We start from the raw sequence: 20,186 nt of genomic DNA on the forward strand, positions 1-20,186 counted from the left end.
ACACGCCTGCCTTTCGCTGGGCACGCCGCAACTGCTTGCAATTGAAACCGGTTGCGGCGATGCCTTTGGCATGACCCACGCCCCGATGACTTACGCGCGCTATCTTGATCTTGATGCGCTGCTCGCCTGCCAGCAGCCGCAATCGGACTGCGATGATGAGATGCTGTTCATCATCATCCACCAGACCAAGGAACTGTGGCTCAAGCAGGCGATCCGCGAACTGAAGCTGGCGGCGGCGCAGGTGCAAAGCGGCGCGCTGGTCCCGGCCTATAAGGCGCTGGCGCGGTTCAGCCGGATCCAGGCGGTGCTGACGCTGAGTTGGGACGTGCTGGCGACCATGACGCCGAGCGATTACACCCGCTTCCGCGATGTGCTGGGCCCATCGAGCGGGTTCCAGTCCGACCAGTTCCGCACGATCGAATACATGCTCGGCCTCAAGGACCCGCGGTTCCTCGCCTATCAGAACGATCGGCCTGCTGCGAAGGCAGCGATGCAGGCGGCGCTCGATGCCCCCAGCCTGTGGGATCTGGCGATCCGCGCCGCAGCCCGCGCTGGACTCGCAATTCCAGCAGAAGTGCTGGAACGCGATGTGACCGCAGCCTACCAGCCCAACCCGGGGGTCGAAGCTGCGTTCCTCAAGGTCTACCAGCAGCCCGAGCAGTACTGGGAGCTTTACCAGCTCGCCGAAAAGCTGGTCGATCTCGACGATGGCATGGCGACCTGGCGGCACAAGCACGTCCTGACGGTGGAACGTGTGATCGGCGGCAAGATGGGCACCGGCGGCACCTCGGGCGTAAGCTATCTGCAATCGACAATCGGCAAGCGCGCTTTCCCCGAACTGTGGAGCCTGAGGACCGCGCTGTGAGCTTCAAGCACCTGTTCAGCCGCGCATTGGAAGCAGCTCCGGACCGGCTGCACTTCGCCGCGCAAAGCCATCACTTGTGGCCCGATGCGAGCTACGCAGGGCAGATCGCAGCGTGGGAAGACGCCGCGATGCTGGCCGATCACAAGTGGGACCGGATCTTTTCCGAAGTGATCCCCGAGGCCCAGCGCCACATTGCCCGCGAACTGGCTTTGCCCGATCCGGCCACGATCGCCTTTTCGCCAAATACCCACGATTTTCTGGTCCGCATTGTCTCCGCGCTACCGATGGAACGCCCGCGCGTGCTGGCCAGCGACGGCGAGTTTCACTCGTTCCGCCGCCAGTCGCTGCGCTGGGCCGAAGCCGGACGGATAGAACTGGTCACCGTGCCACTAGACCAGGTGGTGGAAACCGCCGAGGCGGGCGGGTTTGATCTGATCTATGCAAGCCAGGTCCAGTTCAATTCGGGCCAGGCGCTGGGCGGACTGGAACGGCTGGCCGCGCTGGCCCGGCCCGAAGGTCCGTGGGTGGTGATCGATGGCTATCACGGCTTTATGGCCACCCCGACCGACCTGTCGGCCATTGCCGGACAGGCGTTCTACCTATCGGGCGGCTACAAGTACGCGATGGCGGGGGAAGGGGTGTGCTTCCTCCACGCTCCGCCCGGCTATGCCCCGCGCCCCGAAGTAACCGGCTGGTACGCGGCCTTCGACGATCTGGCGGCGCGGCAAGGCGAAGTCGGCTATGCCCCCGATGGACGCCGGTTTCTAGGCAGCACGTTCGATGCCAGCGGGCTCTACCGTTTCAACGCGGTGCAGCGGATGCTTGCCAGCGAAGGCCTGACGACGGCATCAATTTCCGCGCACTGTGATGCATTGAAGACGCGGTTTCTCAGCGCTGATCCTAGGCCTGATCTGCGCCTGATCAGTGGGCCGCAAGCGCGCTTCCTGGCGCTGCAAGGAGACCGGGCACCGGCACTCCACGATGCGCTGAACCAAGCGGGCGTCGTCACCGACTTGCGCGGTGATGTCTTGCGGATCGGCTTCGCACTGTATCAGGATGCGAACGATGTGGACGCGCTGATCGGACGACTGCGCGCCTAGCCCCGCCCGCGATAGCCCGCCACGCCTTGCTCTGGCACCCACAGCCCTTCGGGGGCCGGGCCGCTTTGCCAGAACACGTCGATCGGGATCCCGCCGCGCGGATACCAGTAACCGCCGATGCGCAGCCAGCGCGGCTGCATTTCGGCAAACAGGCGCTGGCCGATCCCCACGGTCACGTCCTCGTGGAAACCCGCATGGTTGCGAAAGCTGCTCAGGAACAGCTTCAAACTCTTTGATTCGACGATCGTTTCGCCCGGCGCATAATCGATCACCAGATGCGCGAAATCGGGCTGGCCGGTGACCGGGCACAGGCTGGTAAATTCCGGAACGGCAAAACGGACCAGATAGAGCGCACCTGCCCGCGGGTTGGGCACATAGTCCAGCACGGCCGCTTCGGGCGAGGCGGGCAGCGTGCTGGTCTGCCCCAGGTGAAGTGTGTCTGCCATGCAACGCGCCATGCCCCGATCGCGCCAAATGCACAAGTGAGCGGTTGGCGGCGCAAGGTTCACTTCCTATTCAAGGCGAGTGGGCCTATCGCCCGCCACCAGCGCATATGTGGACACAGCAATGAACATCTTCGGGGGGATAACGCGAGCCGGCGGTGCCTTGGCGCTGATGCTGGCGCTTGTCCCCGTGCCTGCGCCTGCGCAGGATACGCCGGTGTTTTCGGTGCCGACCGCGCGCCCGACCGCCAATCCGCGCGCGCAAGGCCCGGTTGATGATGACAACCCGGTCGTCCGCGCTACTCCGCGTCCGGCACCGAGCGCGGTGGCGACTTTCACGCCGGTGCCCGTTCCGACCATCGCACCAAGCAAGGCCGCGCCGCAGCCTCGCCCCGGCACGGCCGCCACACCGGGCCGAGCCCCCGCGCCGCGCACCGCCCAGCCGGCAAATGCTCAGCCGGTAACGGCTGCGCGAACAGATTCGGTGGCACCCGGCACCGCCGCTGCGCCCGCGATTGATCCATTGGCCACACCCACCATCACGGCCGAGGGCGCCACGCCCGCCGCACTGCCAAGCGATGCCTTCGCGCTTCCCAGCGCAAGCGATGACGCACCTGCGGCGCCATCGGGCTGGTACTGGCCGTGGCTTGCCGGAGCGGCAACGCTGCTGGCCGCGCTGTTCGGGATATTGTGGTGGCGCCGCCGCAAGCCGGTGACGGCAGTCTTCGAATTCGAACCTCCGGTGGTGCGCCAACCCTCGCCGCAACCCCAACCGTCCCCGCCAGCACCGCAGCCGGTCGCAGCACCCGTGGCAGCGCCGCTTCCCGCCGCTGCCAACACCGGCGCGCTCACGATCACCCTTGAAGCGCGGCGGATGAGCGCATCGCTGATGGCGACCACGCTGAGCTATGCCTTGACGCTGACCAACACCACCGACCAGGCGCTGACCGCGCTGGCGGTCGAAGGCGATATGATCGCCGCACATGGTTCGCTGCCGGCCGAACAACAGATCGCCGGCGACACCCAGCGGCTTGAACTGCGCCACGCGCTGGTTACCCTGGGACCCGGCGAAAGCGCTGAATTCATAGGTGATTTTCGTTTGCCGCTGGCAACGCTGGTGCCGATCCGGGCCGGCGATGCCGCCCTGTTCGTGCCGCTCGCGCGGCTGCGGATCGAGGCGAGCACAGCGGCGGGAATAGCCGTGGTGCAGGTCAAGACCTGGGTTGTCGGCGAGCTGCCCGAGCAGCCCGGCGCGGCGCTGCGCCCGTTCCGGCTTGACCTTGGCCCGCGCACCTATTCGCGGGTCGGCCAGAAAGCAGTCGGTTAATCCCGATTCTCCCCCTCGACGCGGGGCCTTCACGCGGCTAGTCTTTTTCGCAACTGCAGCGAAAGAGGGCGCTGGCAGGTGAACCGACCTGCGCGAGGAGGACGCGAATATTATGGATAGTCTGGTTTCGACCGAGTGGCTTGCCAACGAAATGGGCGCAAGCGATCTTCGGATTGTCGATTGCACCAAACATTTGCCGGGCACGGGCCGCGATCCGCTGGCCGAATACGAAGCCGGGCACGTCCCCGGCGCGGTGTTCATGGACCTCGCGGACCTGACCGACACCAGCCACGCGACCGAGAACATGCTGCCCCCGGCGGAGAAATTCGCCAGCCGGATGCAGTCGTTGGGGCTGGGCGATGGCAGCCGGATCGTGCTTTACGATGACAGCGCGGTGAAAACTTCGGCGCGCGCCTGGTTCATGCTCAAGATGTTCGGCGCGCACGATGTCGCGATCCTCGATGGCGGGATCGCCAAGTGGAAGGCCGAAGGCCGCCCGCTCGCGCAAGGCAAGGAAACCCTGCGCCACCGCCATTTCACCGCCTGGCAGGATGATGGCAACGTGCGCACCAAGGCGCAGGTGCTGGCTAACCTCCATGGCAAGGACGAACAAGTGGTCGATGCCCGCGGCGCAGCGCGCTGGTCTGGTGCAGAAGAAGACCCGCGGCCCGGCATCGCATCGGGCCACATCCCCGGTTCGCTCAACGTCCCCTTTACGGCGTTGTTCAACGCCGATGGCACCTTCAAGGACAAGGCCGGGATCACGGCCGCGTTTGAGACTGCCGGGGTCGATCTGGCCAAACCGGTGATCACCAGCTGCGGCAGCGGGGTCACTGCCTGCGTCCTGCTGTTCGGTCTGGCCCTGATCGGCAAGGAAGACGCTGCCTTGTATGACGGCAGCTGGACCGAATGGGGTGCCGATCCTGATACGCCCAAGGCTGTGAAGGCCTGATCGCTCAGTCGCTTCTCCCCTCCCGCTTGCGGGAGGGGCCGGGGGTGGGCTAGCTACGCCGATGTGATAGCGCGACCTTGTGGCCGCGCGCCCACCCCTAACCCCACCCGCAAGCGGGCGTGGGACTTTGGAGCGTTATGGCGAAGCAACCACCCAAGGACATCGCCGCCGCGACCCGCCTGGTTGCGGCGGGGCGCAGGCCCGAATGGACCGGCCCCGCGGTCAACCCGCCGGTCTGGCGGGCCAGCACCTATCTGTATGAAGACAGCGCCGCGCAGGAAGCCGGCCGGCACGTCAATGCCGATGGCCTGTTCCATTATGGCGCGCGCGGCGGGCCGACCCAGTGGGCGCTGGCCGATGCGCTGACCGAACTTGAGCCGGGCGCGGCGGGCACGATGCTCTACCCGACCGGCCTCGCCGCCCCGGCGATGGCGCTGCTCAGCGTGCTGAAAGCCGGCGACGAGGTGCTGGTGTCGGACAATTCGTACGATCCCAGCCGCAACATCGCCGTTCACGCGCTGCGCGATTACGGCATCACCGTGCGGTTTTTTGATCCGCTCGATCTGGCCGGATTTCCGGCCGCGATCGGGGACAAGACCCGCGCTGTGCTGCTTGAAAGCCCCGGCAGCCTCAGCATGGAAGTCTGCGATGTGCCCGCGCTGGCCAAGGCTGCCAAGGCGCGCGGGCTCGCGGTATTGCTCGACAATACCTGGGCCGGGCCGACCGGCTTTCAGGCGATCCGCCACGGGGTAGACCTGTCGATCCTGGCGCTGACCAAGCACGTCGGCGGCCATTCCGATCTGATGCTGGGCAGCGTGACCGCCAACGCCCAGTACTACCCCAGGCTGCGCAAACGCTCCTTGATGCTGGGCCAGCAGGCATCGCCCGATGATTGCGCGTTGGCGCTGCGCGGCCTGCGCACCATGGGGGTGCGGCTCGAACGATCATCTGTGTCCGGCCTGGCGATCGCCGAATGGCTCGAGCAGCGCGATGAAGTGGCCGCCGTGCTGTTTCCGATGCTGCCCGGCGCGCCCGGCCACGATCTGTGGAAGCGTGACTTTACCGGCGGTTGCGGGCTGATGACCGTGGTCATGGCCGGCCGAGATGCGCCCGCGCGCGACCGGCTGGTCGATGCGCTTTCGCTGTTCGGGATCGGTTACAGCTGGGGTGGTTTCGAAAGCCTGGTGCTGGGTGTGCATCCCGAGCGCGATCGCACCGCAATGCCGTGGCCGCCGCGCGGGATCGATCCGGCAGGCGCGCTGGCGATCCGGCTGTGGATCGGGCTGGAAGACCCGGCCGATCTGATCGCCGATCTGGAACGGGGCCTGGCCGCCTGGGCGCAAAGCTGACCTTCCACGCGGGCAAGCCATTCTGACTGGCAATACCGGCCCCGCATGCCAAATGTGGCAAGATGAACGTGCATTCCCCCTCCCCCGGCAAGGTCTGGCTGGTCGGCGCCGGCCCCGGCGATCCCGATCTGCTGACTCTGCGCGCGGCGCGGCTGGTGATGAACGCAGCGCTGATTGTTCACGACGGACTGGTCGATCCCGCGGTGCTTGCGCTTGCGCGGCCGACGGCGCGACTGATCTCGGTTGCCAAGCAGCGCTCGCGCCACACCATGCAGCAGGATGAGATCAACGCGTTGTTGGTGCGTGAAGCTTTGGCGGGCCGCGATGTCGTGCGGCTCAAGGGCGGCGATCCGTTCATTTTCGGGCGCGGCGGCGAAGAGGCTGAGGCTTGCCGTGCAGCCGGTGTCCCCGTCGAAGTGGTCCCCGGGATCAGCGCCGCGATCGGTGCGGCTGCGGCGGCGCAGATGCCGCTGACGCACCGCAACCACGCTTCGGTGGTCAGTTTCGTTGCGGGTCAGTGCAAAGGGCTGAGCGCGCAGGACTGGACCGGGCTGGCCGGCAAAGGCCGCACGCTGGTGATCTACATGGGCCTGGCCACATCGGAAGCGATTGCCGACAAGCTGATCGCCGATGGCCTGGCCCCCGAAATACCCGTCGCGGTGATCGAGAACGCCACCCGGCCTCAGATGCGCGTGCTGCGTACTTCGCTGGCTGGCCTGCCCGCGCTGGTTGCCGCGCGCAAAATCAAAAGCCCGGCAGTGATCGTGATCGGCGAAGCTGCGGGCGAACCTGAACTCAACACCTTGCGCGAATTGGCGCTGGAGGCTGCACAGTGAAGATCCTGACCGGGAATGATTTGAAGAGCGGCGCGGTTACGTGGTGGGACGGCGTGCAGTGGTCGCTCCACGTCGAGGACGCGGTCGATGTCGGTGAGCACGCCGATACGATCCTGGCGCGCGAACAGGCATCGCGCCGGGTCAACGCCGCCTATGCGATCGACGCGGTAAAGGATGAACGCGGGGTTCGTCCGGCCCACATCAAGGACCGCATCCGCGCGCTCGGCCCGACCGTGCGCACTGACCTGACTTTGAAGCCGGCCGATCCCGAAGCCGGCAACTGGGTGATCTGATGTACAAGTACGACACATATGACCAGGCGATGGTCGATACCCGGGTCGAGGAATTTCGCGACCAGGTGAAGCGCCGTCTTGAGGGGCACCTCAGCGAGGATCACTTCAAGCCGCTGCGGTTGCAGAACGGGCTCTACCTGCAATTGCACGCCTATATGCTGCGCGTTGCGGTGCCTTATGGCACGCTGAGCTCGGCGCAGATGCGGGTGCTGGGCGATATCGCCGATACTTACGACCGCGGCTATGGCCACTTCACCACGCGGCAGAACATCCAGTACAACTGGATCCAGCTGGACCAGACCCCAGACTTGCTGGCCGAGCTCGCCAAGGTTGAGATGCACGCGATCCAGACCAGCGGAAACTGCATCCGCAACATCAGTTCGGACCAGTATGCCGGCGCTGCCGCCGATGAGCTGGTCGATCCGCGCCCTTATGCCGAGCTGCTGCGCCAGTGGTCGAGCTTCCACCCGGAATTTCTCGTCTTGCCGCGCAAGTTCAAGATCGCGGTGATCGCCAGCGAAACCGACCGCGCAGCGATGAAACTGCACGATATCGGCATTCGCATTGTCAAGAATGCGGCGGGCGAAATCGGCGCGGCATTCTACGTCGGCGGCGGCATGGGCCGCACCCCGATGATCGCGCCGCTGATCCGCGAATTCGTCCCGCTCGACCAGCTGATCACTTATTCGGAAGCCTGCCTGCGGGTCTACAACCGCTACGGCCGGCGTGACAACAAGTACAAGGCGCGGATCAAAATCCTCGTCCATGAGCTCGGCAAAGACGAGTACACCCGCCAGGTCGAGGAAGAATTCGCGCACCTGCTCACGCAAGGAATCGAGCCGCCACTGGCTGAGCTTGAGCGGATCAAGGCGCATTTCCCCGATCCGGCCTACGAAGCCGGCGCGAGCGATGAGCTCGACCGCTCGGACCCGGATTTCGCGCTGTGGGTGGATCGCAACTGCGCCGCGCACAAGCAACCCGGCTACATGATCGCGACGATCAGCCTCAAGCCGGTGGGCGGAATTCCGGGTGATGCCAGCGCCGACCAGATGCGGCTGATGGCTGATCTCGGCCTCAAGTACAGCTTCGACGAGCTGCGCGTTACGCATGCCCAGAACATTGTGCTGCCGCATGTCCGCAAGGCCGATCTCTACACAGTGTGGCAGGCTTTGGAGGCAAATGGCCTGGGCACCCCAAACCTTGATGCGATCGACGATATCATCGCCTGCCCGGGGCTCGACTATTGCAGCCTCGCCAACGCCCGCTCGATCCCGGTGGCGCAGAAGCTCAGCGCGCGGCTCGCCCCGCGCCGCGCCGAGATCGGCGAGCTCAAACTCAAGATATCGGGCTGCATCAACGCCTGCGGGCACCACCACGCGGGCCACATCGGCATCCTCGGGGTCGATCGCAAAGGCACCGAGAATTACCAGCTGCTGCTCGGCGGATGCGAGGGCGACGATACCTCGCTCGGCACGATCACCGGCCCCGGCTTTTCCGAGGACGGGATCGTCGATGCGATCGAGACCGCCACGCAAGTCTACCTGGTCAACAAGCAGGGCGAGGAGCGCTTCATCGATACCTACCGCCGTGTCGGCATGGCCCCGTTCAAGGAGGCGATCTATGGGTGACGTCCAGTTTCGCTTCCGCGAAGATGAGCCGGTCGCTGATCCCGGCGTAACGGTCGACGTGTTTGGTTCGCAGACCAATGCCACCGCAGTCCGGCTCGAACCCGGCGATGACGCGCGCGATCTGCTGCCCTATCTTGATCGGCTCAAGCTGATCGAGGTCAACTTCCCGGTCTTTACCGATGGGCGCGGGTTCTCCTCGGCGCGGGTGTTGCGTGAGGCCGGCTATACAGGCGAACTGCGCGCCGTGGGCGAATTGCCGGTCGATCACCTGGCGCTGCTGCGGCGCTGCGGGTTCGATGCATTTGCGCCCGATCCGCCGGTCAATCCGGTTGATGCGGAAAACGCCTTTGCGCGCTTTGCTGAAGTTTACCAGCCAACCACCGATGGCCGCGCCCCGATCTGGGCCAAGCGGCATGGCTGAAGCCGCCCGCCGGATCGACCGGATCGACACCGCGGCGCGTTTCACACAGGCCGATGCGGACGCGCTCAATGCGCGCTTCGCCAGTGTATCGACCCGCGACATGCTGGCGGCAGTAATGGCTGAAGGACTGGCGGGGCGGATCGCCGCGGTGTCCAGCTTCGGCGCGGAAAGCGCGGTGCTGCTGCACCTGCTGGCCGATATCGATCGCAACGTGCCGGTGCTGTTCCTTGAAACCGGCAAGCATTTCCCCGAGACGCTGGCCTACCGCGACGAACTGGCGCAGCGGCTGGGGCTGACCAACGTGATCAACCTGACCCCCGATGCGCAGGCGCTGGCCAAGCGCGATGAGACCGGCCTGCGCTGGTCCTATGATCCCGATGGCTGCTGCGAGATTCGCAAGGTTCAGCCGCTGGCCAAGGCGCTGGCTGGATTCGACGCCACTTTCACCGGACGCAAAGGCTTCCAGAACGCGGCCCGCGCCGGGTTGCCGCGCTTCGAGATCGACCTGACCGATCAGGCCGGCCGGCTCAAGGTCAACCCCTTGGCCGACTGGACCAGCGACCAGATCGCCAGCTATTTCGCCGCCACCGGTCTGCCCGCACACCCGCTGGTGGCGCAGGGCTATCCTTCGATCGGATGCTCGCCCTGCACCACCATGGTTACGCCAGGTGAAGACCCGCGCTCGGGCCGCTGGAAGGGCTGGGACAAGACCGAATGCGGCATCCACGCCGATGGCGTGGCGCAGAAATTGCCGCCCGGATACGAACCCTACCTGTAAATCCAGCCACGGCGGCAACCGCAATGCGGGTCAGCGCCATGGCTGGGTTACAAGTCAGCCTTCGATGCGAACCACTGTCGCGACTTCGCCTTTGGGGTTCTTGCTGGTCCAGACGCCGTTTTCGACTTTCTCTTCGCCGCACTTCTCGACGGCGTCTTTTTCGTCGCTGGTGTAGCAATACTGGCTTGGTGACTTCTGGTTCCACCTGCCGGTTTCAACGACCTTGCCGTCGACCGTATCGACATAGGTGCCGTCGGCTTTCACGTCTTCCATCACGGTTTTGCCGTCGTGGGTCGTAACCTTGAACATGCCGACCGAGGATTTCCCGTCGGCGGCGATGTTCTGGGCCGCTGCAGACGTCGCCTCAGCCGCAGTCGTGGCTTCCGCTTCGGGTGCAGGGGCTGGCTTTGAACAGGCGGAAAGTGCCGCCAGGGCGGCGAATGCAAGTAGCTTTTTCATAGGGCTTCCTCTCCGTGATCGGCGCGGCGATGTTTCTCCGCGCGCGCGACTCGCGAACCCAGCGCGAGATTAGGCGCATGCTTTGAAATCGCCAAATGCGCGCCTGGAACTGCAAACCTATTGCAATTCCCCGGCTTTTGAGGTCACTTCTGCAGCGGGTCGCATGACGCTACGGAAAGCAGCGCTTGTGGAGAGGCCGATGTACGCGCTTGACCTGATCGAATCCCATAGCCCGGCGCAGGCCGATGAAGCGCTGTTTGATTCCACGGTTGGCAGTGTGCTGCGTCAGGCGGCAGCCTTGATGCCTCAAAGCCACGTTCTTGTCGAAGCCGATGGCGATGGGCTGCTGCAGCGGCGCTGGACCTACGCTGAATTGCTGGCCGACAGCGAGCGTCTCGCCCAGGCTCTGCTCACCCGGTTTGAACCCGGCGAACGGATCGCCGTGTGGGCACCCAACTTGCCCGAATGGGTGATCGCCGAATTTGGCCTGGCGCTGGCCGGACTGGTGCTGGTGACGGTCAACCCCGGTTACCAGCCGCGTGAGCTCAAATATGTGCTGGAGCAATCGGGCGCGGTGGGATTGTTCCTGATCGCCGAGCATCGCGGCAACCCGATGGCCCGGATCGCTGCCGAAGTGGTGGCCGATATCCCGGCGGTCCGCGAAGTGGTGGACCTTGAAGATCATGCCGCGCTGTTTCGCATGGCTGGCCCGGCCCTTGTGCTGCCCACGGTCAAACCACGTGATGCGGTGCAGATCCAGTACACTTCGGGCACCACCGGCTTTCCCAAGGGCGTGGTGCTGCACCATCACGGCATCACCAACAATGCCCGCCACAGTTCCGTCCGTATGGGCATGCCGCGCGGCGCGACGACGCTGGTGATGATGCCGCTGTTCCACACCGCTGGCTGCGGCTTGGCAGTGCTTGGCGCAGTGCAATTCGGTGGCCGGATGGTGCTGATGCGCGCCTTCGAACCGCAGCAGGCCAATGCGCTGATCGAAGGCGAAGGCGTGATCGGGATGATGGGTGTGCCCACCATGCTGATCGCCATGCTCGAAGCCGACGCCCATACGCCGCGCGATTTCTCGAACATCACCATGGCCGGATCGGGCGGCTCGATGGTTCCGCCCGAACTGATCCGCCGGGTGGCTGACCGGCTGGGGTGCCAGTTCTACATCGTTTACGGCCAGACCGAAACCTCACCGCTGCTCACCCAGACGCGCCCCGAAGACAGCTTCGACGATCAGTGCCACACGGTTGGCCAGGCCATGCCACATACCGAATTGTCGATCCGCGATCCGGCCTCGGGCGCGGTTGTGCCGGTGGATACCGTGGGCGAGATCTGCGCGCGCGGCTACAGCCTGATGCTGGGCTACAACGACGATCCGCGAGCCACTGCCAAGACGATCGATGCCGAAGGCTGGTTGCACACCGGCGATCTGGGCACGATGGACCGGCGCGGCTTTCTGCGCGTGACCGGACGGGTCAAGGAAATGATCATTCGCGGCGGCGAAAACCTGTTTCCCGCCGAAATCGAGAATGTGTTGCTCGAACATCCCGATGTGGCCGAGGTTGCCGTGGTTGGCGTGCCGGACGAGAAATTCGGCGAGGCCGTGGCTGCTTTCGTGCGTATGACCGAAGGCGCGCGCCTCGATCCCGGCGCGCTCATCGCCCATTGCCGCTCCAACATGGCCGCACAGAAAACACCCCGGCATTGGATCGCGGTTGATGTCTGGCCGCTCACCGGATCGGGCAAGATCCAGAAGTTTGCCTTGCGTGATCAGTGGCTTGCCGGCGAAATCTGAGCTTGATCGGCAGCGCTTGGCCAAACCGGACAATTCGTGGTAAACAGGCGTTAGTCCAAAAGGTCGCAGCGAAAAAGCCAAAGAGGCTTCCAGCAATGGAGTGCGCGATCATGAAGCTATCTGTCATCGAGATCGAGGAAGGCCACACCACCGTGGTCAATACCGAGCAGATCACCTATCTGCGCGAGGACGTTTACGGCACGGCGATCCACTTTTCATCGGGCGAACATGTGATTTGCGCGATGGGGATCGAATCCTTGATGCTGAAACTGCAGGACAATGCCGCTGAAGCGCTGCTGATCCGCTCGAAAGTCTAGCGAGGCGCGGTTACAGCCAGCCGTTGTCGCGGTACCATGTGGCAGTCGCCTTCAGCCCTTCGCGCGTCGGGATCAGCGGGCACCACAGCGATGCGGGCGGGCGCTGGCCGTGGCTGACCACCCAATCGGGGTGGCTCATGTAGCCGACCCGGTCTTCGGTCAGCCGCGCTTTCGTGCCGCGCACCCGCCGGTCAACCTGCGCCGCGCGTTCGAGAGAGCGGCGCGACAGGTGCACCACCCACGGCCGCCGCCCCATCGCCCAGCCCACCGCGCGGGCAAATTCATAGTGACCCCAGCCGTCATTGCGGCCGTCGTCGGGCTCAAACGTCTGGAACGAAACCCCTTCCCCGCCCGGCACCAGCGCCAGCAGCAGCCGCGCCAGATCATCGACATGGATGATCGAGGCGCGCCCTTCGCGCGGCGGCACCGGCATCACCCCCCATTTGGCGAGGCGGAACATCTCGAAATAATCGACATCGCGCGGGCCATAGACCCCCGGCGGGCGCACAATCGTCCAGTCGAGCGAGCTTGCCATGAGCAGTTTTTCAGCGCGGGCCTTGCTGGCGCCATAGGCGGACAAGTCCGGCTCGCGCGCGGACAGCGACGAGACCTGGATGAAGCGCTGAACACCCTCGGCCTTGGCCGCCGCGATCACATTGAGCGTACCCACCACGTTGCCGCATTCGAACGCGGCCGCATCATTGACCACCCCGGCCACGTGGATCACCGCTTCGGCGCCGCGCACCAGAGCGCGCAACTGCTCTGCCGCATCAAGATCGCCGGCCACCCATTCGACCCCCGCCCGCGGTGCTTGCGCTTTGCGGGCGAGCGCGCGAACCGCATGACCGGCGTCCAGCGCGCGATCGATCAAGGCCTGCCCGACGAACCCGGTCGCCCCGGTGATTGCCAGCATCAGATCAGCACCATCTGATCGCGGTGGACCACCGCCGAGCGCGGCGCATAGCCCAGCAATTCGGCCTGTTCGGCGTTTTTGCGGCCCAGCACGCGCAGACAATCGGCGGCATCGTATTCGGCCAGGCCGTGGGCCAGCACCGCGCCCTGCTCGTTTTGAACCGCCACCGCATCGCCGCGTTGGAACTCGCCTTCCACCCGCACGATCCCGGCCGCGAGCAGGCTGCCGCCGCGTTCCAGCGCGCTGGCTGCCCCGGCATCGACCACCAGCGCGCCTTTGAGGCGGAGCCGTCCGCCCAGCCAGGCCTTGCGCCCGGCGTCCTTGCGGCCCCGAACGTCTTTGGGCAGGAACAGCGTGCCGATCCCCTGCCCGCAGGCGCGTTCGATCGGCGCATCGTGGAGCCCGCTGGCGATGGCCAGCGCGATCCCGGCACGTTCGGCAATCTCGGCGGCCTGCAGCTTGCTGGTCATTCCCCCCGAACCCATGCCCGATGCGCTGCCGCCGCTGGCCATGGCGTGGATTTCGGCGGTTACGCCGCGCACTTCGTCCAGCCTGCGCGCGCCCGGATTGGCGGGATTGGTATCGAATAACCCATCGACATCGGACAGCAACAGCACCGCGCTGGCCCTGGCCGCCTGCGCCACCCGCGCCGCCAGCCGGTCGTTATCGCCAAAGCGGATTTCTTGCGTGGCGACGCTGTCATTCTCGTTGATGACTGGCACCGCGCCCGCATCGAGCAGGCGGGTCAGCGTGGCGGTAGCATTGAGATAGCGGCGGCGATCCTCAAGATCCTCAAGCGTCAGCAACAGCTGCGCCGCGGTGATGCCATGCGCCGCCAAAAGCTCGGCCCACAGCCCCGACAGCGCGATCTGGCCAACTGCTGCCGCCGCCTGGGCATCTGCCAGGCTGCCGCGCCCGCCCTTTTCCAGCCCGAGCCGCGCCGCGCCCAGCGCAATTGCGCCCGATGAAACCACGATCACGTCCTGTCCGCGCGCGCGCGCCGCAGCGATTTCGGTGACCAGCCCTTGCAGCCAATCGCGCCGCACGCCGCCGCTGCCAACCAGCAACGATGAGCCGACCTTGACCACCAGCCGGGGGCAGGCAGCCTTGCTGGTCAGGTCGGAAAGGCGGGCGATGGTCATGGCTTGGCGATTAAGCGAATGCGCGCGCGATGCAACCTCTGGCTCTAGATCGGCGACCAGGGTGTGTCGTCGCCTTCTTCCTGCGCGCCGATCGGGCGTTCGGTGACGGTCGCCGCTGGCAAGAATTCGATCACCCCGTCGAGCAGCGCATCCATGCCCCGTCCGGTCGCGCCCGAAATCGGATAGACCCGCTGGGCCCCGGCCGCTTTCAGTTCCTTGATAAAGGCATCGACCAGTTCGCGGTCAACCGTATCGATCTTGTTGAGCGCGATCAGCCGTGGTTTTTCGTCCAGCCCGCCGCCATAGGCGATCAGCTCTTCCTCGATGATTTCGAGCGCTTCGGCGGGATCCGTTCCGTTGATGTCGATCAGGTGGATCAGCACCCGGCAGCGTTCGATATGGCCCAGGAACCGGTCACCGATCCCGGCGCCTTCGGCCGCGCCTTCGATCAGGCCGGGAATATCGGCCAACACGAATTCGCGGTTGCGGTGATGAACCACGCCAAGCTGCGGGGTCAGCGTGGTGAAGGCATAGTCCCCCACTTTGGCCTTGGTATTGGTGATCTGGTTGATGAAGGTGCTTTTGCCGGCGTTGGGCAGGCCGACAAGGCCCGCATCGGCCAGCAACTTCAGCCGCAGCCAGACATACATTTCCTCACCCATTTCGCCCGGCTGGTGCTGACGCGGGGCGCGATTGGTGCTGGTTTTATAGCTGGCATTGCCGCGTCCTCCCATGCCGCCAGCCAGAAACGTGATCCGCTGACCCACTTCGGTCAGATCGAGCAACACCGTTTCACGGTCTTCATCCGAGATCAGCTGCGTGCCGATCGGGACCTTGATCACCATGTCCTTGCCGCCTGCGCCGTGGCGGTTCTGCCCTTTACCATGGCCACCACGCGGGGCTTTGAAATGCTGGGCATAGCGGAAGTCGATCAGGGTATTGAGCCCTGGCACCGCTTCAAAAATGATATCGCCGCCCTTGCCGCCGTTGCCGCCATCGGGACCGCCGTATTCCACGTACATTTCGCGCCGGAACGCCACTGCCCCGGGCCCGCCCTGGCCCGAGCGGAGGAAGATTTTGGCCTGATCAAGAAAATGCATGGGTGGGTGTCTAACGTGTTGAAGGGTAATTGTCGCGCATAGGCTTCGGCAGGTTCAGCCCGAGTGGGTTTGGGGGTTAGGCCAGTGCCTTGCCGTTTGCCTCAGTCCGAGCCGAAAATGGTGAGCTTCGAGAACCGGCGCGCAGCGGCCATTTGGGCCGTGAGCACCGGAAGCGCAGAAGATCGCCATTTACAGGCCGATATGTGGCAAACGGCAAGGTACTGGTGGAGCCGAGGGGGATCGAACCCCTGACCTCGTCATTGCGAACGACGCGCTCTCCCATCTGAGCTACGGCCCCGTTCCAGTCCGCGGTGCGGGGGACAGGCGCCCCCCGCGCGAGGCGTCCACTTAGCGAATGCCCGGCGTGCTTGGAAGCGCAAATTTGCCGCGAACGGCTATTTGCCGGTCGGCTTGGCGGTCGGTGTAGGGGTTGGTGCCGGGACAGCAACGACCGCAGGGATCACGGCAGGGGCGGGGGTGGGCGCATATTTGGCGTCCCAGGCGGCGGCATCGACGCGGTATTGCTCAAACCCGATGAAGAACGTGTCAAACACCTTGTCGAGCGCGGCCAGGCTGCGGGTGGCAAAAGCGGTCAGATTGACCGGCTTCACTGTCTTCGATTCGAGCGAGACCGCCAGCGCCACATCGCAGAAATTGGCGACCGTCGGCGGGAACGCATAGAAATTGTAGACCTTGGTCATATAGGCCTCGCGCGGGCGCACATAGGCCGCGCCATAGCGCTTCCTGAACTCGGTATTCACGCCCGTATTGGCGCGGGCCAGCCCGGTCCTGTGGTTCTTGAGGAACAGTTTGTATCCGACAAGGATCTCTGCGTGTTCGGGCCTGAGGCAGTTGAGCGCCGCGACGTTAAAGGCCGATCGAAAGTTCCACACCGTCTGATTGGGGGTGATCCCGGCGTTGACCGTCTGGCGCACCCCATTGGCCCCCAGCGGCGGAACCAGAGTGGTGGGTGCGGCACCCAGCGGCGGGGTGGGCCGCGGCGGAATATAGACCACCGGCGGCGGTGCCGGTTTGGGCGGCGGCGGCGGCACCGGCTTGGCCTTTGGCTTGGCATCGGCGGAGCTGGCCAGCACAATCAGCCCTGCACCCAGGACCAGTTTGACGATTTGCGAACCCATATTCCCACCCAAATTCTGACGCTGCTGCTTGCCGCATATCAGCGCATTCGACCTGAACGTGGTCCTAATCGCTTTGCCCCATAAAGCAAATGCCCGGCGTGAGCGAACTCACACCGGGCACGGCATTACGTGCTGTGCGCAGGATCAGCGGCGATCGCCGAGGAAGCTGAGCAGGAACTGGAACATGTTGATGAAATCGAGATAGAGGCTGAGCGCGCCCATCACGATCACTTTCTGGACCATTTCAGTGCCCTGCACCTGATAATAGGTTTCACGCAGACGCTGCGTGTCCCAGGCGGTCAGACCGGCGAAGATCAGCACGCCCAGCGCCGAGATCGCCATGTTCAGCGCGCTCGACTGCAGGAACAGGTTCAGCACCATCGCAATAATGATGCCGATCAGCCCCATCATCATGAACGCGCCCATCGCCGACAGATTGCGCTTCGTCGAGTAGCCATAAAGGCTGAGACCAGCGAAGGCCCCGGCGGTCGCGAAGAAGGTCGTGGCGATCGAGGTGCTGGTATAGACCAGGAAAATCGTCGAGAGCGACATGCCCATGACCGCGCTGAACGCCCAGAACAGGATCTTGAGCGTTCCGGCCGACATGCGGCCCGCGCCAAAGCTCATCGCCATGACGAAGCCCAGCGGCGCCAGCATCACCACCCAGCGCAGCGGCGAGCTCATCACCTGAAGGCCAAAGTTCGAGCTTGCGAACAGCAGCGCAATCACGCCCGAAAGCAGCACGCCCGAAGCCATGTAATTGTAGATGCCCAGCATGTAGCGGCGCAGACCTTCGTCGCGCGCAACCTTGCCGGCTACCTCACCGTTGAGGGTTGCCCCGCCAAACGGACTGCGGGTGCCCTGGGGGTCATTCCAATCGGCCATTTCTAACTCCTTTTACGTCCGGTTATGCGGACGATGCCTGCAATATCGTGGCAAAGCGCCCCAGTTTCAAGCGAAACCGGACGCGGACGATTGTGACAATTTGTAACAGGGTCAACGCCGCGCCTCGGCCGCCATCGCGGCACCGCGGTCACGCGCGGCGCGCAAGGTTGCCGCGACAAGCTGCATCAGCGCCTGATCGGCATCGAGCACGGCCAATCCCGCCGCTGTGGTCCCGCCCGGACTTGTCACCCGGCGGGCCAGTTCACCGGGCGCAAGATCGGTCGAACCGGCGAGGCGCGCCGCGCCTTCAACCATTGCCACAGCCAGCCGCCGCGCCTGTTCCGCGTCAAGCCCCAGATCCGCGCCGCCCGCCGCAAGGGCATCGATGAAACGGTAAACGAAGGCCGGGCCTGACCCGGCCAGTGCGGTTACCGCATCAAGCTGGCTTTCGCTATCCAGCCATTCAGCCGTGCCCAGCGGGGCGAGCAGCGCACCGAGCCGCGCCTTTGCCGCATCATCCAGACCATGCGCAAACAGCCCGAGCGGCGATTTGCCGATCGCAGCCGAGAGATTGGGCATCACCCGCACGATCGGCCCCGCGCCGGGCAGCCGGGCGGCAAGGCTGGCGATTTCGGTGCCGGCGAGGATCGAGAGCAGGATTGTGCTGTCATCGATCACGCTGGAGAGGGCCGCTGCGGCTTGATCAACGCTCTGCGGTTTTACGCCCAGCAGGATGAAATCAAAGCGTTCTGGCGGAACTTCGCGGAGCAGCCGTACCCCTGCGGGCGCTTCGGCCAGGAACGGATCGACCACGGTGAACCGCGCGGGATCAATCCCCGCAGCCAGCCACCCGGCCAACATCGCCCCGCCCATGTTGCCGCAGCCGAGAATGAGGATTGTCTTGTCAGGCACGGCAAAGCTCCAGGCCCCCCTCCCGCTTGCGGGAGGGGTCGGGGGTGGGTTCACCCCGATTAGCGCTGCGGCGCAGTCTTGCCCACCCCTAACCCCACCCGCAAGCGGGAGGGGGAATGGCGAGCTAATGGGTTTGTCGGCTCAAGCTTCGCCCGCAGCATCGACCAGCGCGCTGGCCATGGCTTCTTCAGGGCTCTTGTCGCCCCACAGCACAAACTGGAAGGCCGGATAGAACCGGTCGCATTCCTCAACCGCGGCTTCGACCGCGATCTGCGCCTGGCTGAGGCTGAGCAGGCCGTCGTCGCCCAGCAGCAGGCCATGGCGATAGAGCAGGACGTTGCCGCTCGACCACAGATCAAAATGGCCGACCCACAACTGTTCGTTGACCAGCGTCAGCAGTTCGAACACCGCCGCGCGCTTGTCATCGGGCACGCGGATATCGGGCAGGCACAGCATCTGCAGCACGTGATCCTCGCGCCGCCAGATGCCGCGCAACGTATAGCTGGCCCAGCTACCCTTGATCTCGCCCGAAATCTCGTCCTCGCCGACGAATTCGCACGGCCAGCCGCGCGCCTCGAACAGCGATGCCAGCATGTCCACCGGCGCGGCGTCTTCTTCCCGGTCGTAGTCGCGGTGGCTTTCCATCATGTCAGGGGGATGGCGCGGGTCAGGCCATGCGGGCAATCCGGCGGCGCTGCGGGCCTGCGCATAACTCCACAAGCCTGTTTACAAAGTGTGGAAAAAGGCTCCTGCGGTCACTTTGCGCCGCCCACGGCATCGACCACCTGCCCGGCCGGGCTGGTCCAGAGGAAGCCGCCGCTGATCCCTTGCTTCTTCAAACTGGCCAGGAAGGCATTGGCTTCCTTCTGGCTGGCGAAGGGCCCAGCCAGCAAACGGTTGGTCTGACCCCACGATGCGATGTGCGGGCGCTGGCCCTTGAACAGTTCGGGGGCTTCGCGGACCATCCGCTTCCAGTCAAAGTTCAGCGCGTTCTTGTCGCGCCCGGTGGCAACCTGCACCCAGATGCGGCTGGGATGGCTGGGTGCCTCGGGCTTGGTATCGCGGCCCTTGTCCTTGGCTTTGTCTTTGGCTTTCGGATCCTTGCTGTCCTGCCCCTTGGGCGCTGGTAGCGCAGGAGGCCGAGCAATGGGCCGGATTGTGCGCACATCGACCGCGCCCGACTGCGGCTCAACCTCGCGGCTGGGGGTATCAAACCCGGCGAAAGCCTCGTCGACGCTGCGCTGGCGCGGCGCAGGAACCGGCGCAGGCGCGGGGGTCGGCGGGGGCGCAACCGTGCGCAGATCGAACCCGCTGCCGGGCGCCGCACCGGTATCGAGCGTCGCAAAACCGGGGCCCGCCGGGATTGGCGCTGGTGCCGGAGCTGGCACGGGGCTGGGAACGGGTTTTGGCACAAGCGCTGGAACCGGCTGCGGGATCGGCGTGGGCACCGGCGGCGGGGCCGGCGCGGGTGTCGGCAGCGGCCGCGCCGTGGGCGCAGGCGCTGGTGCCGGGGCCGGGGCCGG

Annotated in this window: 22 protein-coding genes and 1 tRNA gene; 12 read left to right on the forward strand and 11 right to left on the reverse strand. The window is 65.1% G+C overall.

Translation table 11 applies throughout. The features are described from left to right. Positions 1-70 precede the first annotated feature (70 nt). Both RMN99_RS07675 and RMN99_RS07680 read left to right on the forward strand, forming a co-directional pair. Entirely contained in the window at positions 71-865 is a 795-nt protein-coding gene (locus tag RMN99_RS07675) for a tryptophan 2,3-dioxygenase (protein WP_309622713.1), read from the forward strand. After that, positions 862-1,965 (forward strand): class V aminotransferase, encoded by a 1,104-nt coding sequence (locus RMN99_RS07680; protein ID WP_309622714.1) that lies wholly within the window; start codon positions 862-864, stop codon positions 1,963-1,965. Before RMN99_RS07675 ends, RMN99_RS07680 begins: the two co-directional genes overlap by 4 nt. Here the strand turns inward: RMN99_RS07680 and queF are convergent. Continuing rightward, positions 1,962-2,411, reverse strand: a complete 450-nt coding sequence (gene queF, locus RMN99_RS07685; protein WP_409035242.1) for a preQ(1) synthase — start codon at positions 2,409-2,411, stop codon at positions 1,962-1,964. The two genes, RMN99_RS07680 and queF, sit on opposite strands and share 4 nt — an antisense overlap. A 121-nt stretch (positions 2,412-2,532) precedes the next feature. Here queF and RMN99_RS07690 point away from each other — a divergent pair, with 121 nt between their 5' ends. The 8 genes from RMN99_RS07690 to RMN99_RS07725 all read left to right on the forward strand — a co-directional run bounded on the left by RMN99_RS07690 (position 2,533) and on the right by RMN99_RS07725 (position 9,992). Next, a complete protein-coding gene (locus RMN99_RS07690; RefSeq protein ID WP_309622716.1) occupies positions 2,533-3,735 on the forward strand; it encodes a hypothetical protein in 1,203 nt (400 codons plus the stop codon). Positions 3,736-3,847: 112 nt separating this feature from the next. Continuing rightward, a complete protein-coding gene (gene sseA / locus RMN99_RS07695) occupies positions 3,848-4,687 on the forward strand; it encodes a 3-mercaptopyruvate sulfurtransferase (RefSeq protein WP_309622717.1) in 840 nt (279 codons plus the stop codon). Positions 4,688-4,824: 137 nt separating this feature from the next. Next, positions 4,825-6,036, forward strand: a complete 1,212-nt coding sequence (gene metC, locus RMN99_RS07700) for a cystathionine beta-lyase (RefSeq protein ID WP_309622718.1) — start codon at positions 4,825-4,827, stop codon at positions 6,034-6,036. Between the two features lie 62 nt (positions 6,037-6,098). Continuing rightward, complete coding sequence (cobA, locus tag RMN99_RS07705) at positions 6,099-6,872, forward strand: uroporphyrinogen-III C-methyltransferase (RefSeq protein WP_309622719.1); 774 nt, start codon at positions 6,099-6,101, stop codon at positions 6,870-6,872. After that, on the forward strand, positions 6,869-7,165 hold the full coding sequence (locus RMN99_RS07710; RefSeq protein ID WP_309622720.1) for a DUF2849 domain-containing protein: 297 nt from the start codon (positions 6,869-6,871) through the stop codon (positions 7,163-7,165). Before cobA ends, RMN99_RS07710 begins: the two co-directional genes overlap by 4 nt. After that, positions 7,165-8,793 (forward strand): nitrite/sulfite reductase, encoded by a 1,629-nt coding sequence (locus RMN99_RS07715; protein WP_309622721.1) that lies wholly within the window; start codon positions 7,165-7,167, stop codon positions 8,791-8,793. The genes RMN99_RS07710 and RMN99_RS07715 overlap by 1 nt, the downstream gene beginning before the upstream one ends. Continuing rightward, on the forward strand, positions 8,786-9,214 hold the full coding sequence (locus RMN99_RS07720) for a DUF934 domain-containing protein (RefSeq protein ID WP_309622722.1): 429 nt from the start codon (positions 8,786-8,788) through the stop codon (positions 9,212-9,214). Before RMN99_RS07715 ends, RMN99_RS07720 begins: the two co-directional genes overlap by 8 nt. Then, positions 9,207-9,992: a phosphoadenylyl-sulfate reductase gene (locus RMN99_RS07725; protein WP_309622723.1), complete on the forward strand. Its 786-nt coding sequence runs from the start codon at positions 9,207-9,209 to the stop codon at positions 9,990-9,992. The genes RMN99_RS07720 and RMN99_RS07725 overlap by 8 nt, the downstream gene beginning before the upstream one ends. A 54-nt stretch (positions 9,993-10,046) precedes the next feature. Here RMN99_RS07725 and RMN99_RS07730 read toward each other — a convergent pair whose 3' ends face one another. After that, the gene (locus RMN99_RS07730) at positions 10,047-10,451 is read right to left on the reverse strand and encodes a hypothetical protein (protein WP_309622724.1); all 405 of its coding nucleotides are present in this window, start codon (positions 10,449-10,451) and stop codon (positions 10,047-10,049) included. Between the two features lie 199 nt (positions 10,452-10,650). On the opposite strand from RMN99_RS07730, the gene RMN99_RS07735 reads away from it, so the two are divergent. After that, the gene (locus tag RMN99_RS07735; RefSeq protein ID WP_309622725.1) at positions 10,651-12,255 is read left to right on the forward strand and encodes an AMP-binding protein; all 1,605 of its coding nucleotides are present in this window, start codon (positions 10,651-10,653) and stop codon (positions 12,253-12,255) included. Between the two features lie 110 nt (positions 12,256-12,365). Continuing rightward, entirely contained in the window at positions 12,366-12,572 is a 207-nt protein-coding gene (locus RMN99_RS07740; protein WP_309622726.1) for a hypothetical protein, read from the forward strand. Between the two features lie 10 nt (positions 12,573-12,582). On the opposite strand, the gene RMN99_RS07745 is transcribed toward RMN99_RS07740, so the two are convergent. The 9 genes from RMN99_RS07745 to RMN99_RS07785 form a co-directional block, all read right to left on the reverse strand. Continuing rightward, on the reverse strand, positions 12,583-13,485 hold the full coding sequence (locus tag RMN99_RS07745) for an NAD(P)H-binding protein (RefSeq protein WP_309622727.1): 903 nt from the start codon (positions 13,483-13,485) through the stop codon (positions 12,583-12,585). After that, on the reverse strand, positions 13,485-14,627 hold the full coding sequence (gene proB / locus RMN99_RS07750; protein ID WP_309622728.1) for a glutamate 5-kinase: 1,143 nt from the start codon (positions 14,625-14,627) through the stop codon (positions 13,485-13,487). The genes RMN99_RS07745 and proB overlap by 1 nt, the downstream gene beginning before the upstream one ends. Before the next feature lie 44 nt (positions 14,628-14,671). After that, entirely contained in the window at positions 14,672-15,727 is a 1,056-nt protein-coding gene (obgE, locus tag RMN99_RS07755; RefSeq protein ID WP_309622729.1) for a GTPase ObgE, read from the reverse strand. Positions 15,728-15,949: 222 nt separating this feature from the next. Beyond that, positions 15,950-16,025: transfer RNA gene (locus tag RMN99_RS07760), tRNA-Ala, on the reverse strand. A 97-nt stretch (positions 16,026-16,122) separates the two neighbouring features. Then, on the reverse strand, positions 16,123-16,866 hold the full coding sequence (locus RMN99_RS07765) for a hypothetical protein (protein ID WP_309622730.1): 744 nt from the start codon (positions 16,864-16,866) through the stop codon (positions 16,123-16,125). Positions 16,867-17,010: 144 nt separating this feature from the next. Then, positions 17,011-17,751 (reverse strand): Bax inhibitor-1/YccA family protein, encoded by a 741-nt coding sequence (locus RMN99_RS07770; RefSeq protein WP_309622731.1) that lies wholly within the window; start codon positions 17,749-17,751, stop codon positions 17,011-17,013. Between the two features lie 111 nt (positions 17,752-17,862). Next, complete coding sequence (gene proC, locus RMN99_RS07775) at positions 17,863-18,663, reverse strand: pyrroline-5-carboxylate reductase (RefSeq protein ID WP_309622732.1); 801 nt, start codon at positions 18,661-18,663, stop codon at positions 17,863-17,865. A 141-nt stretch (positions 18,664-18,804) separates the two neighbouring features. Next, positions 18,805-19,311, reverse strand: a complete 507-nt coding sequence (locus RMN99_RS07780; protein ID WP_309622733.1) for a YbjN domain-containing protein — start codon at positions 19,309-19,311, stop codon at positions 18,805-18,807. Between the two features lie 107 nt (positions 19,312-19,418). Beyond that, positions 19,419-20,051: an SPOR domain-containing protein gene (locus RMN99_RS07785; RefSeq protein WP_309622734.1), complete on the reverse strand. Its 633-nt coding sequence runs from the start codon at positions 20,049-20,051 to the stop codon at positions 19,419-19,421. Positions 20,052-20,186 lie beyond the last annotated feature (135 nt).

Source organism: Novosphingobium sp. (assembly GCF_031417815.1).
Taxonomy (GTDB): domain Bacteria; phylum Pseudomonadota; class Alphaproteobacteria; order Sphingomonadales; family Sphingomonadaceae; genus Novosphingobium.

Coding starts and splice junctions, on each gene's coding strand:
- RMN99_RS07675 (WP_309622713.1), top strand. CDS start 71: ATGACCCACGCCCCGATGACTTACGCGCGCTATCTTGATCTTGATGCG.
- queF (WP_409035242.1), bottom strand. CDS start 2,411: ATGGCAGACACACTTCACCTGGGGCAGACCAGCACGCTGCCCGCCTCG.
- RMN99_RS07690 (WP_309622716.1), top strand. CDS start 2,533: ATGAACATCTTCGGGGGGATAACGCGAGCCGGCGGTGCCTTGGCGCTG.
- sseA (WP_309622717.1), top strand. CDS start 3,848: ATGGATAGTCTGGTTTCGACCGAGTGGCTTGCCAACGAAATGGGCGCA.
- metC (WP_309622718.1), top strand. CDS start 4,825: ATGGCGAAGCAACCACCCAAGGACATCGCCGCCGCGACCCGCCTGGTT.
- cobA (WP_309622719.1), top strand. CDS start 6,099: ATGAACGTGCATTCCCCCTCCCCCGGCAAGGTCTGGCTGGTCGGCGCC.
- RMN99_RS07715 (WP_309622721.1), top strand. CDS start 7,165: ATGTACAAGTACGACACATATGACCAGGCGATGGTCGATACCCGGGTC.
- RMN99_RS07720 (WP_309622722.1), top strand. CDS start 8,786: ATGGGTGACGTCCAGTTTCGCTTCCGCGAAGATGAGCCGGTCGCTGAT.
- RMN99_RS07725 (WP_309622723.1), top strand. CDS start 9,207: ATGGCTGAAGCCGCCCGCCGGATCGACCGGATCGACACCGCGGCGCGT.
- RMN99_RS07730 (WP_309622724.1), bottom strand. CDS start 10,451: ATGAAAAAGCTACTTGCATTCGCCGCCCTGGCGGCACTTTCCGCCTGT.
- RMN99_RS07735 (WP_309622725.1), top strand. CDS start 10,651: ATGTACGCGCTTGACCTGATCGAATCCCATAGCCCGGCGCAGGCCGAT.
- RMN99_RS07740 (WP_309622726.1), top strand. CDS start 12,366: ATGAAGCTATCTGTCATCGAGATCGAGGAAGGCCACACCACCGTGGTC.
- RMN99_RS07745 (WP_309622727.1), bottom strand. CDS start 13,485: ATGCTGGCAATCACCGGGGCGACCGGGTTCGTCGGGCAGGCCTTGATC.
- proB (WP_309622728.1), bottom strand. CDS start 14,627: ATGACCATCGCCCGCCTTTCCGACCTGACCAGCAAGGCTGCCTGCCCC.
- obgE (WP_309622729.1), bottom strand. CDS start 15,727: ATGCATTTTCTTGATCAGGCCAAAATCTTCCTCCGCTCGGGCCAGGGC.
- RMN99_RS07765 (WP_309622730.1), bottom strand. CDS start 16,866: ATGGGTTCGCAAATCGTCAAACTGGTCCTGGGTGCAGGGCTGATTGTG.
- RMN99_RS07770 (WP_309622731.1), bottom strand. CDS start 17,751: ATGGCCGATTGGAATGACCCCCAGGGCACCCGCAGTCCGTTTGGCGGG.
- RMN99_RS07780 (WP_309622733.1), bottom strand. CDS start 19,311: ATGATGGAAAGCCACCGCGACTACGACCGGGAAGAAGACGCCGCGCCG.